10 protein-coding genes are annotated in these 17,054 nt (G+C 71.7%); 5 read left to right on the top strand and 5 right to left on the bottom strand.

Going from position 1 to position 17,054, the window contains the following annotated elements; all coding sequences use genetic code 11:
• Positions 1-339 precede the first annotated feature (339 nt).
• Complete coding sequence (locus tag BW41_RS14500; protein ID WP_037535219.1) at positions 340-1,401, top strand: AI-2E family transporter; 1,062 nt, start codon at positions 340-342, stop codon at positions 1,399-1,401.
• Between the two features lie 140 nt (positions 1,402-1,541).
• On the opposite strand, the gene BW41_RS14495 is transcribed toward BW41_RS14500, so the two are convergent.
• Together BW41_RS14495 and BW41_RS14490 are read right to left on the bottom strand one after the other, a co-directional pair.
• On the bottom strand, positions 1,542-2,060 hold the full coding sequence (locus BW41_RS14495) for a YceD family protein (RefSeq protein ID WP_037535218.1): 519 nt from the start codon (positions 2,058-2,060) through the stop codon (positions 1,542-1,544).
• Complete coding sequence (locus BW41_RS14490; RefSeq protein WP_235199780.1) at positions 2,057-2,563, bottom strand: ubiquinol-cytochrome C chaperone family protein; 507 nt, start codon at positions 2,561-2,563, stop codon at positions 2,057-2,059. Before BW41_RS14490 ends, BW41_RS14495 begins: the two co-directional genes overlap by 4 nt.
• Positions 2,564-2,685: 122 nt before the next feature.
• Between BW41_RS14490 and BW41_RS14485 the strand changes: the two genes are divergently transcribed.
• A complete protein-coding gene (locus tag BW41_RS14485; protein WP_051583524.1) occupies positions 2,686-3,180 on the top strand; it encodes an outer membrane protein assembly factor BamE in 495 nt (164 codons plus the stop codon).
• A 188-nt stretch (positions 3,181-3,368) separates the two neighbouring features.
• Here BW41_RS14485 and pbpC read toward each other — a convergent pair whose 3' ends face one another.
• The 3 genes from pbpC to BW41_RS21285 all read right to left on the bottom strand — a co-directional run bounded on the left by pbpC (position 3,369) and on the right by BW41_RS21285 (position 12,114).
• On the bottom strand, positions 3,369-5,489 hold the full coding sequence (gene pbpC, locus BW41_RS14480; RefSeq protein WP_037535215.1) for a penicillin-binding protein 1C: 2,121 nt from the start codon (positions 5,487-5,489) through the stop codon (positions 3,369-3,371).
• 491 nt (positions 5,490-5,980) lie between these two features.
• A complete protein-coding gene (locus tag BW41_RS14475; protein ID WP_037535214.1) occupies positions 5,981-11,710 on the bottom strand; it encodes an alpha-2-macroglobulin family protein in 5,730 nt (1,909 codons plus the stop codon).
• A gap of 137 nt (positions 11,711-11,847) precedes the next feature.
• Complete coding sequence (locus BW41_RS21285) at positions 11,848-12,114, bottom strand: hypothetical protein (protein ID WP_153810806.1); 267 nt, start codon at positions 12,112-12,114, stop codon at positions 11,848-11,850.
• Positions 12,115-12,324: 210 nt separating this feature from the next.
• Between BW41_RS21285 and BW41_RS14465 the strand changes: the two genes are divergently transcribed.
• The 3 genes from BW41_RS14465 to BW41_RS14455 all read left to right on the top strand — a co-directional run bounded on the left by BW41_RS14465 (position 12,325) and on the right by BW41_RS14455 (position 16,863).
• Positions 12,325-13,398, top strand: coding sequence for a LacI family DNA-binding transcriptional regulator (locus BW41_RS14465; protein ID WP_037535213.1), 1,074 nt, complete (start codon positions 12,325-12,327; stop codon positions 13,396-13,398).
• A 91-nt stretch (positions 13,399-13,489) separates the two neighbouring features.
• Complete coding sequence (locus BW41_RS14460) at positions 13,490-15,961, top strand: circularly permuted type 2 ATP-grasp protein (RefSeq protein ID WP_037535212.1); 2,472 nt, start codon at positions 13,490-13,492, stop codon at positions 15,959-15,961.
• Positions 15,962-15,984: 23 nt separating this feature from the next.
• Entirely contained in the window at positions 15,985-16,863 is an 879-nt protein-coding gene (locus tag BW41_RS14455) for a transglutaminase family protein (protein WP_037535329.1), read from the top strand.
• Positions 16,864-17,054 lie beyond the last annotated feature (191 nt).

Genomic DNA, 17,054 nt, shown 5'->3' with positions numbered 1-17,054 from the left:
GGCCGAGACTAGGCCGTTGCTTTGCGCACCACAGCGGACTCGAAGCACGTCCGGGGTAATCGCACAGACGTAGCTACGCGTAGGCATTTGCAGTGCTCCCGCGCCGGCCGGAGCCCAGGTTCCTTGCCGCAAGTCGGTGTTTGGCTTGGCCACTAGATTCCCGCCTGCGCGGGAATACGGTGCTTTGGGCGAGCGACGCGCCCTTGAACGGGGGTAAACCATGTCTCCGATGGCGAGATGCCTCCGGATCAAACAATCGCCCCGGATCAAGCCGGGACGGACCCGAAACGGCCCTGATGGGTTCTTGCCCCGTCCGCAGGGGCGAACCGGGGGAATGACGTGATCGACAGACGAAAGCTCGAATCGGGCGGGCTCATCCTGTTCCTGGTGCTGATCAGCGCCGGCCTGCTGCTCGTCGTCTCGTCGTTCGTCGCCGCGCTGCTGTGGAGCCTGCTCGCGGCGATCCTGTTCCAGTCGCTGTTCCACTGGCTGCTCGGCAAATGGCCGGGGCGGCGCAATGCGGCGGCGGCGGCGACGCTGCTCATCATCCTCGTCGCGGTGATCATCCCGGCGCTGGCGATCACCGGCATGGTCGTCGACCAGTCGGCCGGCGTCTATGCCAGGGTGCAGAGCGGCCAGATCGATTTCGCCCGCTATTTCGCGCAGGTGCACGACGCCCTGCCGCAATGGGTGCAGCATCCGCTCGACCGCGCCGGGCTGGGCAGTTTCGACACCGCGCAGGCGCGGATCGTGCAGGGGTTGCGCAGCAGCTTCCAGTCGATCGCGGCGCAGGCGCTATCGATCGGGCGCAACGCCGCGGCGTTCCTGCTCGCCTTCGGCGTCGGCCTCTACGTCACCTTCTTCCTGCTGCGCGACGGCGACCGGCTCGGGCCGGCGGTGCGTGCCGCCTTGCCGCTCGAACGGGCGGTCGCCGACCGGCTGATCGACAAGTTCGTCGCGGTGGTGCGCGCGACGATCAAGGGATCGGTGGTGGTGGCGCTGGTGCAGGGCGCGCTGGGGGCGATCACCTTCTGGATCGTCGGCCTGCCCGCGGCGCTGCTCTGGGGCCTGCTGATGGCGCTCGCCGCGTTGCTGCCGGCGATCGGGCCGGCGCTGATCTGGGTGCCGGTCGCTATCTATCTGCTCGCCACCGGTGCGGTGTGGCAGGGCGTGGTCGTCGTCGTGTCCGGCGTCGCGGTGATCGGGCTCGCCGACAATATCCTGCGGCCGATCCTGGTCGGGCGCGATACCGGCATCCCCGACTGGCTGGTGCTGGTGACGACGCTGGGCGGGATCGAGGTGGCGGGGATCAGCGGCATCGTCGTCGGCCCGCTGGTCGTGGCGCTGTTCATCACCGGCTGGCAGATCCTGACCGAGCAGCGGCAGGGCCGGGAGGCGTGAGGGGGTAACGGTCAGGCCCTGGCCGCCCTTCGTCATGCCGACGAAAGTCGGCATCCGGGGATACGGGGCGCCAACGACCCGCGCCACGTCGACGTCCCGTGTCCACGACTCCCGGCGTTCGCCGGGATGACGAGTTGGGGCTATTCCTTCCCCAGCAACGACTTCAGCCCCTGCAGCGGACTATACGGCCGGTGTTCCTCCTCGCGGATCACGCCGGCCTCGCGCAATGCCGCCTCCGCCTCCGGGCTGCGCGGGAAGGGATCGAGCGCGAGTGCCATCGTCTCCGCCGCCGCCTCGCCGAGATCGACCGCGCCGCCCTCGATCTCGACCGTGTCGAGCGCGTCCGCGTCGAGCTCGACCTCCTCCTGCTCGCCGAGCGTCTCGACGAACAGCAGCGCGACCGGTTCGTCGATCGTCGCGTCGAGCGGTACGTCGGTGACCGAGCACGCCTGCACCACCGCGCCGGTGACGCGGCCGCGCACCACGATTCCCGCCGCCTCGCGCCGGATCGTCAGCTCCGCTTCGAGCCGCTCGACCGAGCGCACGCCGAAGCGTCTGGCGAGCGCGGCGCGCTCGGCCGGGTCGGCGGCGATGGTGATCGTCCGCTCGCCGGCGCCGATCGCGTCGAGACGTTCGGGGCGGCTGAATTCGGGAGTCATGGCAGGTCTCCGGCGGCAAGCGCATCGAGCGGGGTGGCGGCGAGCGCGGCGTACAGCGCGGTGAGCTGCGCCGCGACATGCGCCAGCGCGGCGGGCGCGGGTGCCTCGCCGCGGTAGAGGTTGCGGACCAGCGCCGGCCCGAGGTCGCCCGCGGCGAGACCGTCGCGATAGGCGCCGAGCCGGCCGCCGAGCATGCTCATCATCTTGCCGATATGCTTGCCGACGACGATGTCGCCGATCCCCATCTGGCGCAGCTGGCCGTCCATGTCCTCGACGAATCGTTCGGTGAGATGCGCCGACAGCGGCGCGGCGGCGGCATCGCCTTCGAGGCGGAGCAACACCATCGCCAGCACCGCGGCGATCATGTCGAACCGCCCGTCGACCGTGTCCGGCACGCCGCCCGCGAGATACCAATGATCCTCGCGCCCGCGCCGCACCACCGCGGTGTAGAGCGGCAGCGCCTCGTCATGCCGCTCGCCGAACAATCGTCCCCACCAGCCCAAAATACCATCCTCACCTGTTGCGCCGACATGGCCCCGGCGCTTGAAGCCCGCCCGAGCTTCGCATATCGAGGCGATCGGCAGGCGATGCAATCATATGCGCGGCGCTGCCGCTGGAGATAGTGATGAGCGTATCCTTGGCCCGTATCGGCCTTCTCGCCGGCCTCGGGCTGACCGTCGCCGCTGGCGGCTGCGCGCCGCTGCGGTCGCATCAGGGCTATATCATCGACGCCGATCTGGTGAATTCGGTGCAGCCGGGCGTCGACAACCGCCAGTCGGTGGCGAGCACGCTGGGCCAGCCGACGATCGCCAGCCAGTTCGCGCCGCAGGACTGGTATTATGTCGCGCGCGACAGCCGCAACCTCAACTTCCAGAAGCCCAAGCCGAAGGACCAGATCGCGCTCAAGATCAGCTTCGACGCGAAGGGCACGGTGACCTCGGTGACGCGCACGGGCGTCGACCAGATCGCCAGCATCGATCCCTATGGCAAGACCACGCCGACGCTGGGTCGCAAGCGCGGTTTCTTCGAAGATCTGTTCGGCAACATCGGCACGGTCGGCGCGGCGGGTGCGGGCGGCGGCGCGGGCCGCGGCACCGGCGGCGGTCGCGACACGCCATAAGCTCCGGCGGCGCGACGAGCGTCCGTCCCAGCACGTTGGCCGCGCCGCCTGCTACGCATCGGCGCGACCGTGCCGTGCTTGGACCGGCACTGATCCCGAAAGGGGAAAGGGATCAGTGGCGGGTAACGCGCCGCCGCCCGAATGGTTCGCCGATCCGGGCCTAATCCGACGGAATTTTGTGATCCCGGTCAGCGGACGGTGAACACCACCTGATCGACCACCTTGCCGGCGGGATCGACGAGGCGCAGGCGGTGCTGGCCCGGGCCGGGCAGGATCATCGGCGCATGATCGGCCGGGCCGAGATCGCGCCGGTCGAGCAGCAGGCGATGCGCCATCGCCGCGCCGCTGATCGCGATGCCGAGCCGCTGCCGGTCGATCGGAATGTCCGGGTCGAGCGCATAGACGCTGCCGGAGACCGGATTGGTGATCCGCGGCCGGCGCGCCGCGGCAGGGACGCCGGCGATCCGCGTCTGTGCCGTGCCGGCGAGGAAATAGTCGCGGCGCGGTTCCTCGATCCCGTCGGCGAAGGCGACGCGGGTCGCGACGATGCCGGCGGGCGCGGCGGGTTCGCGGCTCGGCAGGCGCGCGTGCAGCGCCATCATCACGTCGCGCCACACCGGCGCCGCGCCGCTGGTGCCGGAGACGGCGCGCATCGGATCGCCCTCGGCATTGCCGACCCAGACCGCGACGGTGAAGCGGTCGGAAAAGCCGACGCACCAATTGTCGCGCATCGCCTTCGACGTGCCCGTCTTCACCGCCGCCCAGAAGGGCAGGCGCAGCGCCGAATCGAGCCCGAAGGTGGCGGCGCGCGCATTGGGATCGGCGATGACGTCGTCGACGATCCACGCCGCCGCCGGGCTGACGATGGCGCGCGGCGGCGTCGCGGGCTGATCGCGGGTCAGCCGCAGCGGGCTCCAGCGGCCATGGTTGGCGAGCGCGCGATAGGCGGCGGCCTGTTCGAGCAGCGTCACCTCCGCCGATCCCAGCGCCAGCGAGAAGCCGTAATAGGCGCCGTCCTCGACCAGCCCGCGATAGCCGAGGTCCCACAGCCGGTCGCGGAACGGTTCGACGCCGACGAGCAGCAGCGTGCGCACCGCCGGCACGTTGAGCGAACCGGCGAGCGCGGTGCGCGCCGACACCGGCCCCTTGAAGCCGCGATCGTAATTCTGCGGCACGTACAGGCCGGAGGCGGTGTCGAGCTGCACCGGCGAATCGTCGAGGATCGAGGCGGCGGTGAGATATCTGCGCTCGATCGCCTGCGCGTAGAGGAAGGGCTTGAGCGTCGATCCCGCCTGCCGATAGGCATTGGCATTGTCGACCGCCGGCGCGGTCGAGGCGCCGCCGATGCCGCCGACATAGGCGAGCACCGCGCCGCTGGCATTGTCGACCACCACCACCGCCCCATCGCGCGCGCGGGTGCCGCCCAGCCCGAGCAACTGCCGGCGCAGCGCCGCGGCGGCAAGCCGCTGGATATCCGCATCGAGCGTCGTGGTGATGCGCAGCCCGGGCCTGACCAGCAGCCGGTCGGCGAGGTGCGGCGCGAGGCCGGGATCGAGCGCGAGGCTGCGCGCCGGGCCGAGCATCGCCGCGGCGGCGGCGGGGAAGCGCGTACAGTCGCCGGGGCCGGCGAGCGCGCAGGCGCGGCGGGCGATCGTCGGCGCGTCGGCACGCGGATCGGGGAGCAGGGCGGCGAGCAGCAGGCCGTCGTCGCGGCTCAGGCTCGCGGGGGTCTTGCCGAACAGGCCGAGCGCGGCGGCGCCGATCCCCTGCGCCTCGCCCCGATAGCCGGCGAGATTGAGATAGGCTTCGAGGATCTGGTCCTTGCTCCACCGCGCCTCGAGCGCGCGCGCGGCGCGCAGCTGGCGGAGCTTGTCGCGCCAGCCGCGCGCGCCGGGTCGGGCGAGCGCGGGCGAGAGGAAGGCGGTGAGCTGCATCGAGAGCGTCGAGGCACCGCGAGCCTTGCGTTGCTCGATCCGGTCACGCGCCGCGGCGCCGAGCGCCAGCCAGTCGACGCCGGCATGATCGCGGAAGCGATGATCCTCCGCCGCGACGATCGCATCGCGCGCCGCGGGCGAGACGGCGGCGAGCGGCGTCCAGGCGAGCCGGCGCACGGCGAAATCGACGCGGGCGCTGTCGATCAGCCGGCCGTGGCGATCGTAGAGCCAGGCTTCGGAGGGCCGCCAGTGCGCGCGGACCTGTTGGTAGGTAGGGAGCAGCGGGGGGAGCGTCGCGTAATCGAGCGCACCGCCGGTGACGGCGACAAGGGCGACGCCGGCCATGATGCGGCGGGGGGTTATCGCGGGTGCCATGCGCGGCGTGCCGGTGGGTGCGGTCGGCGGTGGGCGGCTTGAAGGCGGCGGGGCCTGGTGCGATGCAGAGGTTCGGTGACGCCCGCGAGGCTCCCGTGACCGTACGCCGACCGTAGCGATCGCCGCAATGCTCCTGCGGAAGCAGGAGCCCAGAGCGGCAGGGGCCACAGGCCATCGTGTCGCCCAGCCGTCCACAACCGGCTTTGACGACATCTGCAAGGAACCCCCATCGTCATGCCGGACTCGTTGCGGCATCCACCGATCCGCAAAGGCTCCGAACCACCCCGGCGGAGGCCGGGGGCCAGTTGGACGACCGTCGTGACTTCGTGCGAGACCTCATCGAACGGGACCCCGGCCTTCGCCGGGGTGGGATGAAAAGCGGTGCGTCTTCGCAACGGTATCGGCTACGTCGAAGACGACGGCAAAGGGGAGGCGGCATCCACACGGACGCTTTGTCACGCCAGCCCCGCCACCCACCTCGCCGTCCCGCCTCACCGCTGCACCACCGTCACCGGCGCATTCGGCAGTTGCGCGCGGATCGCGGGGGAATACATCGCCTCGACGCGGGTCGGCGGCAGGCTGAAGCGCCCGGCGCCGTTGAGCCGCAGCGCATAGCTCACCGTGAACCGGCCGCGCGGCACCCAGGCGAAGAAGCCGCGCCAGCTGTCGTTGCCGCGCTCGACATAGGCGGGGCGCACCCCCGCGTCGCTGCCGCCCTCGCCGAGCAGCTGCGACTGATTGGCGAGATCGCCGATGATCGTCGCGCCGGCGGGGATCGGATCGTTGACCACCACCCAGTTGCGCTCGGCGCTGGCATCGACGGTGATCGTCACGCGCAGCACGTCGCCGCGGGTCAGTTGCCCCCTGGTGCGGACCTGCACCGGCGTCACCGTGCGGCTGGCGCGATAGCCGGCGGAGAGCGGCGCGGTCAGCGGCACCGCGGCGCGCATCGACACGGTCGCCCACGGCCCGGCGCCGCCGCTCTGGCGGAGCAGCAGCGGGGTGGTCGTCGCGGGTAGCGGCAGGCTGACGGCGCGCGCCTCGGCGGCGAGCGGCCAGGCGCGGCTGACAATGGTGGCGCCGAGCTGGAGTTTGGTGGTGCCGGCGATCGCCTGCGCCGGATAGAGGCCGGCGAACTTGCGCACCGCCACCGCGCCCCAGGCATTGGCGGTGGTCGTGTCCCAATGGCCGCGCGCCTGGCGCAGCGCGACGCCGACCATCATCTTCGCCGCCTCGTCCTGCCAGCCGGGGCGGCCGAGCGTGACGAGCAGCGCCTTGATCGACGCCTCGTCGCCCGACGACATCAGCCACCAGGGCGAGGCGGCCGCATCGCTGAGGTCGAGCCGGGTGCCGTCATAGACCAGCCGGCTGCGCAGCACGCCTTCCGCCTGTGCGCGCAGCGCCGCGGCATTGGCGAGCGGCACGCGATCGAGCGCGGCGATATAATCGGCGAGCAACGCGGTCGGCATATCCTGCGCGGGCAGGCCGATCTGGCCGAGCATCGCCGGCGTCGCCGCACCGGCGTGGGCGAGCGCGGCGAAGGCGGCGAGCTTCTGCTGACGGGGATCGCCGTAGCTTTCATGGCGGACGCGGCCGTCGAGCACCGCCTTCAGCCCCTCGATCATCCGCGCGCGCGGCGCCGCGGGCAGCGGCAGGCCCGCCTCGCTGGTCAGCGACAGCACATAAGCGGTGAGCGCCTCCGACCCGTCGAGCGTCTCGCGTGGCCAGTAGCGCAGCAGCCCGTCCGATGCCTGATAGGTCGGGATCGCCCCCGCCAGCGCCGCCCAGCGGCGCGTGTCGCCGAGCGCGACGATGCGGCTCAATTGCTGCTCGAAGCAATTGTACGGATAGTCGGTCATGTAGCGCTGCACGCCGGCGAGCGGCGGCGCCAGCGTGTCGGTCAGTTGCACGTCGACCGAGCCGCGGCCGGGCAGCGCGCCGGCCGGCGGCGCGATCGGCAGCGTCGTGTCGCCGACACGGGTCAGCGCCGCCGCCCAGGTCTCGACCGGCACCGCGGGCACGACCTCCTGCGTCGCGGTGAGGCGATCGGTCGCCTTGCCGTCCCGGCTGCGCGCGGTGACCTGCCAGCGCAGCGTTCCGGCGGCGGGCGGCGCGGGGGGGGTTCCCCCCCCCCGCCCCGCGCCGCCCGCCGGGATGGTGACGGTAAGCGGCCGGCCCTGTGCGATGCGCGGCAGCAGATCGACCGTGGCGGTGACGGTCATCGGCCGGTCGCTGCCGTTGCGCAGCGTGAAGCCCGCCGCATAGACATCGCCGCTGCGCACCAGCGGCGGCAGGCCGGCATAGACCGACAGATCCTGCGCGGTGCGGATCGCGGTGCTGCCGGTGCCGAACAGGCCGTCGCCTTCGGTGGCGATCGCGACCAGCTTGAACGAGGAGAGCGCGTCCGACAGCGGCACCGACAGCCGCGCCCGTCCCGCCGCATCGAGCGCGACATGGCCGCGCCACAGCAGCACCGGCTTGAAATTCTCGCGGTTGATCGCCGCGGCATCGCCGCCGCCACCGCCGCCGGCCTCCACCGCCTTGCGACCATAATGCCGCTTGCCGACCACCTGCATCTGCGCGGTCGCGGTGAGCACCGACAGCGGGCGATCGCCCATCATCGCGGTGAGCACGTCCCAGCTGTCGTTGGGTGCGAGCTGGAGCAGCGCCTCGTCGACCGCGACGAAGGCGACGTCGGCACCGGCCGCGGCGCTGCCGTCGGGGCGGCGCACCTGCAGCGCGACCTGGGCGGTGCCGCGGGGTGCGAAGCGGTCGTGATCCGCCTGCACCGCGACCGCAAGCCGATGACCCTCCCAGCCGACCTTCACCCGGGCGATGCCGAGCCGGTAGGCGGGCTTGGAGAGATCGACCAAAGCGGTCGGCGCCGGCGCGGGCTCGGCCTTGACCAGCCCGAGCGCGGTGCCGATGCCGCGCAACCAGCTCGTCCAGCCGCTTTCGATCCGCCCGCGCACCGCCAGCACCGAGACGTAGATGTCGGGCGCATAGCTGCCCGGCATCGGCACCTCGACGACGGGATCGGTACCGCTCAATTCGGTGGCGAAGCTCGACAGCACGCCTTCGCGCTCGACGGTGACGAGCGCGGTGGCGCTGCGGAACGGCATGCGTACCTGGAAGCGCGCGGTCTCGCCCGCCTGATAGGCGGTGCGTTCGGGGACGACGTCCATCCGGTCGCCATTGTCGCCGCCGAACCACCAGGCATCGTCGCCCGCCAGCCACACCGATCGCACCGCGCGCGCGACATTGCCGTCGGCATCGGTGGTGGTGGCGACGACATAGACCTCGCCCGACACCCCGGCCGCGACGCTGCATTGCGCCAGCCCCTGCGCATTGCTGGTCGCGGTGCAGGTGGCGGCGAGGCGCGACGTGCGCATCTGATTGTCATAGGCGTAGAAGCCGCCGATCAGCCGCCGTCGCGCGGTGAGGATCTGGCGGCTGTAGAGCGCGACGCTGATCTTCTGACCGGCGAGCGGCTTGCCCGCGGTGTCGAGCGCGACGAAGCGCAGCCGCAGATCGTCCTGCTTCATCAGCCAGCCGTCGGTCTTCACCCCCAGCTGCACCGCCGAGGGGTAGATCGGCACCGTGCGGCTGGCGGTGAGCATCTCGCCATTGGCGTCCTGATAGTCCATCTCGACGCGCATGTCGGCGAGCCCGTCGAGCGCCGGAACGTCGACGCTGGTGCGCGCGGTGCCGTCCGCGCCGAGCGTGACGGGGAGCGTCTGCGTCGGCGGCAGCGGCGTCGGCTGGTCGTCGCCATCGCCGTTGAGCGGCTTGACGCCCTCCTCGACGCGGGCGCCGCCGAAGGTGAAGCCGTCATAGCCCTCCGGCGCGGTGGCGCGCGCGAACCAGCCGACGCGCACGTCGACCGGCAGATGGCCCGCGCCGCCGCCCGACAGATAGCCGACATAGAGATCGAGCGGCAGCGACCGGGGTCGCACCGCCGCGGTCCTGGGGCCGGCGACGCTCGCGCGCATCGTCGGCAATTTGTATTCGTCGACCTTGAACGACTGGTCGGTGTAGGTGACGTCGTCGCCGCGGACGATGCGCAGGTCGTAATCGCCCATCGGCGCGCCCTGCGGTGCGGTCCAGCTCGTCTCGCCATTGCCGTGCGCGTCGATCGTCAGCGGCAGGTCGAACGCCGTGTCCGATCCGCGGTGCGACAGGCGCAATGTGCCGGTGAAGCCGGCGGGGATCGCGAAGCCGGCGCCGCTCGCGCGGCGGACGATATGCTTCATGTGGATCGTCTCGCCCTGGCGGACGAGCGCGCGGTCGAACACGGTGTGGAAGGTGTCGGCGGGGGCCGAATAGCCATAGGGCAGTTCGAAATCGAACGGGCGGATGCCCTCGCTCCAGCTGGTCAGCGCGAAGCTGTAATCGTCACCGGCGCGCGCCGACACCATCAGCGGATGCGACGCGCTGCCGGCGGCGCAACTACCATAGGTCTCCGGCTGCGGCAGGCCGGCGGGGATCATCACGCCGCCGCTGCGATCGGTCGCACCGCGGGCGAGCGCGCGGCCGGTGCAGCTGTCGCTGATCTGCACGGTCGCGTCGGCGACCGGCTTGCCGGTATCGAGCGCGGTCACCCAGACGAGGCTGCGCTCGCGCCCCCATTTGAAATGAACCGCCATGTTGGTGACGAGCGCGGCGCTGGCGACATAGCGCGGCGCGTTGCGGCCGAGCAGCGACCGGCCGAGCGCGGGGCTGGCGAGTTCGACGACGTAGAAGCCGGGCTTGCCGAGCGGGATGCCGACGACCTCGAAATCGCGCCCCTTGCCGGGAAGGCCGAGCCGCAGGCCCGCGCCCTGATCGCCGAGGATCGAGCGGTCACCGGTATGGTTGATCCGCCGCACCACCTCGTCGCCGCGCTTCACCTCCTCGATGTTGGTGTCCGCCGCGGCATCGACGGTGCGCAGCCACTCGGCGACGGCGCCGTCCGAATCGGCGACCTTGAGCGTGCGGCCGCCGATCGCGAGGTTGCGGCCCTGCAGATCGGGTTCGACGTTGCGGACGGTGACGGGCAGCACGCCGCCCTGCCGGGCTTCGAGGATGCCGAAGCCGGCGGCGAATTTGACCAGCGGCGGCGCGGCGTCGAAGCGGACGTCGAGCGGGAAGCGTTCGGCATTGGTCAGCGCGCGCCCGCTCTCGTCGGTCAGGCCGGCGGGCAGGCTGAGCTTCGCCGCGCTGTCATGGGGCAGCGGCGCCTTGAAGCTGACATCCGAGATGGTCGCCGTCTTGCGCTCATCGTCGGTGAAGGTCGGCGCGATCTGCCCGCCGTCGGCGAGCGTCAGCCGGATCGCCGCCGCCTGGCGCATCGCGACCGGCGCGGTGAAGCGGACATAAGCAGGCTGGACCGGGCTGCACCCCGCCTGCGGGTTGGTGCGGCTGCATTCGAACCGCGCGGCGAACGGCTTGCGGACGCTATAGTCGAACCGTTGGTCGCTGCCGGCGAGTTTGCCCGATGCGGAGGCGATGCCCTTCGGCCAGACCAGCGCGACGTCGCGGCCGGGCGGCAGCGACCGACGGCATTTCAGCGCTGTGACATTGGCGTAGAGCGCCTGCCGGTCGGCGGGCGTGGCGGGGATCGCTTCGGGCAGACCGGCGTCCGCCAGGAAATTGCGCACCGACCATGGCTGCGTGCCGAGCGCGCCGAGCAGCGTCGCCGGCACGTCGCGGCCCAGCACGTCGACCGGGATCTTTTCGCCGAGCCCGTCGACCGCGCAATAGGCGTTGGCGGCAACCGAGGCGCGTGTCGGCGCGACGGGCGCGGCGACGAGGAAGACCTGATCCTCCTCGATCGTGTCGTCGTCGCCCGCCGGCAGCACCGCGATCGCGCGCGGGCCGCCCGCCGCGACGGTGAAGCGGCTGCGGCCCTTGAGGTCGTAGCCGGCGACGCTGCGCACGTGCTTGGCGGCCTCGAACGCGCATTGCGTCTCGCCGGCGAGCGGCGCGGCGAAGTCGAACACCCAGGTCTGCGGATCGACCCAGCGCCCGGTGCCGGCGCAGGCGGTGGTGAAGGGGGCCGCGGCGCGCGGATCGCCGAGCGGCACCATCGGCTGGTTGAAGCGGATCGTATAGCGTTCGACCGCGCCGCCCTGGCCGCCGCTCCCGGGCTGGGCGAGCACCACCTGCGGACTGTTGTCGCCGAACGCCGCCACCGGCGCGAGCGCCAATGCCAGCACCGCCCACCGCATCGCCCCGCGCATCCGCCGCCCCCGAGTCTGCCCGGTCGGCACGATAGGTCCCGCGGGGGTGCGAATCCAGTGGGCGCGGCGCGGCCGGCAAAACCAGCGAAGGCCCCGTCACCGGTGGGCGACGGGGCCTTCGCGACGCGGCTCAGCGATCAGTTGCTGTCGGAATTGTCGCTGCCACCGGTGGCGACGAGCACGCCGACGACGAGCGCGGCGAGAACGCCGATACTGATCAGCGTCGTGCCGGGAATCGACGCGCCGAGCTGGCTCTTGGCGCCGGCCGGGGCGGCGGCGCGGCTGATCGACAGGCTTGCGGCGGGATTGGCGGTGGTCGTCGCCGGAGCGGCCGCCGCGGCGACGGGGGCGGCGAGCAGCGCGGTTCCGGCGGCTGCGGCAAATAGGCGAGAGATCATAGTCATGGTGTTAACTCCCTTGTCTTTAAACGGTAACTTATCGAGAACTGGCGAACGTCATCGGCGTCGCGGTTGTTGTTCGGAGGGGTGCGTCGATGCAAGTCAAATCGTCGCGGGGATGAAGGTGGGACAGGCACCCGTTTCGCCGCTCTTGCCGGATCGGCCGCAGGCGTCCATGCGTGCGCATCGTCTCCAACGGATTGTTCCGCGCGCGTCATGACCCTAGCCCCTTCGCCCCGTTCCTCCCGCCGGACGGGTTCCGCGCCGACGATCAGCGACGTCGCCAAACGCGCCGGCGTCTCGCCGATGACCGTGTCGCGCGTCATCAACGGCGAGACCAACGTCCGCCCCGCGACGCGCGATCGGGTCAATGACGCGATCTCCGCGCTCAATTATGCGCCCAATCCCGCCGCGCGCAGCCTCGCCGGGGCGGGGCCGTCGCGGGTCGGGCTGCTCTACAGCAACCCCAGCGCCGGCTTCCTCAGCGAATTCCTGCTCGGCAGCCTCGATCAGGCGAGCCGCAGCGACGTGCAGATCATCGTCGAGAAATGCGATCTCGGCGATCATGAGCTGGAGGTGGCGCAGCATCTGATCGACGGCGGCATCGACGGCATCCTGCTGCCGCCGCCCCTGTGCGAGGCGCCCGCGCTGCTCGCGTTGCTCGACGCCGCCAACGTGCCGAGCGTCGCGGTGGCGACGGGCCAGCCCGCCGAAAGCCAGATGGCGATCCGCATCGACGATTGCGCCGCCGCGGCGGTGATGACGCGGCACGTCATGGATCTCGGCCATCGCCGCATCGGCTTCATCAAGGGCGCGCCCAATCTGTCGGCGAGCGCCCAGCGGCTGGAAGGCTATCGCGCTGCGCTGGCGGAGGCGGGGATCGCGATCGATCCCGCGCTGATCGTCGATGGCCTGTTCACCTATCTGTCGGGGCTCGATGCGGCGGAGCAATTGCTCTGCCTCAGCGATCCGCCGACCGCGATCGTCTCGTCCAACGACGATATGGCGGCGGCGACGGTCGCGGTCGCGCACCGCCACGGGCTCGACGTGCCGGGCGACCTCACCGTCTGCGGCTTCGACGACACGACATTGTCGACCGCGATCTGGCCCGAACTGACGACGATCCACCAGCCGATCGCCGACATGGCGCGCGCCGCGGTGGCGCTGCTGGTCGGCACGATCCGCCGCCAGCGTGGCGGCGACGCGCCGCGCCATCAGGTGCTCGACTATACGCTGATCCGTCGCCAGTCGGATGCGCCGCCCCGCCGCCGGCCGCGCGCCAGCCTGTAGGCGCGGGGCCGCTCACCGTCCGTAAAGGGTTGCGCTCGGCGCCTGACATGTAGACGGTGCCGGCCGGGCGGATGAGGTGACACGTTAGGCTATGGCGACGCAGGCCTTACCCCTGGATGCGACGGCGCACGCCCGGCACTGGATCAGCGATTATTGCACGCGCGCCACCGCCGGCGACGTGCTGTGCGGCAGCGACGATCCCGCCTGGACGGCGATGTTCGAGGAACTGGCGATCGTCGCTTCCGACGATCTCGACCATGTCCGCGAGCGCGTCCGCCGCCACGCCGCCGACATCGGCATGGGCTTTCGCGTCATCGGCGAGGCGGACGAGCGGCCCTGGCCGGTCTCGCCGGTGCCACTGCTGATCGAGGCAGGGGAATGGGCGCAGATCGTCCGCGGCGTCACCCAGCGCGCGGCGCTGCTCGAGACGGTGATCGCCGACCTCTACGGCCCCGGCCGGCTCGTCGAGCGCGGGCTGATCCCCGCCGCGCTGGTCACCGGCAGCCCCTATTTCCTGCGGCCGATGGTCGGGCTGGAGCCACCCGGCGGCCGCCACCTGCATTTCATCGCAATCGACCTCGGCCGCGGGCCGACCGGCGAATGGCGTGTGCTCGGCGATCACCTGCGCGCGCCCGCCGGCGCCGGCTATGCGCTGGAGAACCGGCTGGCGGTGAGCCGCACGCTCGGCGGCCTGCAGGGGCGGATCAACGTCCAGCGCCACGCGCCCTTTTTCGCCGCCTTCCGCGCCGGCATCGCCGCGATGTGCCGGCGCAGCGACCCGCGCATCGGCCTGATGACGCCGGGGCGGTTCAACCCGAGCTATCCCGAGCAGGCGCATCTCGCGCGCTATCTCGGCCTGCTGCTGGTCGAGGGCGCCGATCTCGCCGCGCTCGAAAACCAGCTCTACGTGCGCACGATCGGCGGGCTCAAGCGGATCGATGCCCTGTGGCGGCGGGTCGATCCGCGGCTGCTCGATCCGCTGGCGTTCGATTCGCATTCGCAGATCGGCGTGCCCGGGCTGATCGACGCCTATGCCGCGGGCAACGTCCTGCTCTCCAACGCGCCGGGGGCAGGGGTGCTGGAGGCGCCGGCGTTCGGCGCCTTCCTGCCGCAGCTCGCGACGCGATTGTGCGGCGAGAGCCTGCACCTGCCCAATATCGCCACCTGGTGGTGCGGCCAGCCCGACGAATGCGCGCGCGTCGAGGAGGATCTCGACCGGCTGCTGATCGGTCCGGCGTTCGGCCCGGTGCCGCTCGGCCTGCCCGGCGGGCGGATCGTCCCCGGCAGCGAGCTGGATGCCGGACAGCGCGCCGCCTTGCGTGCCGACATGGCGCGACGGCCGCAGGATTATGTCGGGCAGGAGATCGTCCGCCTGTCGACCATGCCGGTGGTGATCGGCGACCGGCTCGAGCCGCGCCCGTTCACGCTGCGCGTCTTCGCCGCCCGCGACGAACGCGGTGAATGGACGGTGCTGCCCGGCGGCTTCGCCCGGATCGGCGAGGCGACCGATCCGCGCGCGAGCGTGCTCGGCGAGGGCACCTGGTCCGCCGACGTGTGCGTCCACGGCGCCGACAGCGTCGAGCCGGTGTCGCTGCTGCCGGCACCGGATTCGCCGCACGTCCGCCGCAATCCCGGCACGTTGCCGAGCCGCGTCGCCGACAATTTCTACTGGCTCGGCCGGTATCTGGAGCGCGGCGAGGCGCTGCTCGCGGCGATCCGCGTGATGCTCGGCCATTCGATCGCGGCGGATGCCGGCGCGTCGCTGCCCGCGGCGACGCTCGGCAAGCTGGTCGGGATGATCGTCGCCGGCGATGCCGCGGCGCAGCCGCCCTCGCTCAAGCGCGGCGACCTCACCGCCCTCGCGCGCACGGCGATGGAGGACGAGAGCCGCCATTCGGTCGCGACGATCAACCGGCTCGCCCGCGGCATCGGCGAAGGGTCGCGCGACCGGCTGTCGGCGGACATGGTGCGGCTGCTCGAAGCGCCCTTCCCGAGTCATCGCGGCATGCTCGATCGCGCCGGATCGCTGCAACGCCGCTATGTCGCGATCGCCGGCCTGTCGGCGGAGCATATGGGGCGGACCGCGGCGTGGCGGTTCCACGACCTCGGCCGCCGCGTCGAGCGTGGCATCGCGATGACGCGCGCGCTGCGCCTGTTCGGCATGGCCGGTGCGACCGCGGACGACCTATCGACGCTGCTCGACCTCGCCGACAGCCAGATCAGCTATCGCCAGCGCTATCTCACCGGTATCGCGCGGGTGCCGGTGGTCGATCTGGTCGCGCTCGACCCCGGCAATCCGCGCAGCCTCGCCTTCCAGGCCGAGCGGATCAACGAACGGCTGCGCGACCTGCCCGTGCTGAGCGACGACGGCATGCCCGAGCCGCAGCAGGTGCACGGCCGCACCCTCGCCGCGGCGCTGGCGATGACCGGCGCGGCGACGCTCACCGCCGAACAGCTCGGCGACATCGAGCAGCGGCTGACGCAATTGTCGGAAAGCGTCGCGCGCCGCTATTTCCTGCAGGGCGCCGAACCGCTCCGCGCCGGCGGACTGACGCTCGCGTGACCGACGGAGGCCTCATCGGCGCGATGCGCTACGACATCCGCCACATCACCCGCTTCGATTACGGCGGCAACGTCAAGTTCGCGCGCTGCAACCTGCGGCTCAAGCCGATCGACTGGCCGGGGCAGACGCTCGAGGATTATGCGCTCACCGTCGAGCCGGCCGGGCGGCTGAGCCCGGCGCGCGCCGAGGCAGGGCTGGCGCATGTCACGCGGCTGATGATCGACACGCCGGTGCGCAGCCTGACGATCGAGAGCCGGTCGCGGATGCGCGTCGACCGGCTGGTGCCGGTGCCCGCGGCGGACGACCCGACGCTGGGCGAGATCGCCGCGCTGGCGCGTGCCAGCCGCGACCTGTCGGCAGCGGGACCGGCCAATTATCTCTTCCCCTCGCCGCTGATCCCGCTCGACCACCAGATCGCCGATTATTGCGCCGCCGACCTCGATCCGGCGCAGGGCGCGCTGGCGGCGGGGATCGCGCTTGCCCGCCGCATCCAGCGCGACTTCACCTTCGATGCGACCGCCACGCTGGTCGACACGCCGCCGCACGAGGCCTTCGCCCAGCGCAAGGGCGTCTGCCAGGATTTCGCGCAGATCATGATCACCGGGTTGCGCGCCGCCGGCCTGCCCGCGGCCTATGCCAGCGGCTATATCCGCACCATCCCGCCCGCCGGCCAGCCGCGGCTCGTCGGCGCCGACGCCACCCACGCCTGGGTGCTGCTGTGGTGCGGGCCGGTGCATGGCTGGGTCGGGCTCGACCCCACCAACGGCATCTGGATGGCGGGCGACCATATCGTCATGGCGGTCGGCCGCGATTATGCCGAGATCGCCCCGGTCGACGGCGTCGTGCTCGGCTCGCAGGCGCAGAGCATGGCGGTGAGCGTCGACGTCGCGCCTTTGGGGTGAACGCGACTTCGGGGGCGCGGGCGCGAGCCTTCGCTTGAGGAGAGGTGCGCTCCGGCAGGCTCAGCGCGCACGGGGGAGGGGACCGTCGCTTCCCCCCGCTCTCGCTGCTCCCCACCGTTGGCCCTGAGCCTGTCGAAGGGCAGGTGTCCGCAGGCGAATGGCCGCTTGTGAGGGGACGCGCTTGCCTCGCC

It is taken from the genome of Sphingomonas sp. RIT328 (genome assembly GCF_000632225.1).
Lineage (GTDB): Bacteria > Pseudomonadota > Alphaproteobacteria > Sphingomonadales > Sphingomonadaceae > Sphingomonas > Sphingomonas kyungheensis.
This window is presented reverse-complemented; position numbering and strand designations above follow the sequence as displayed.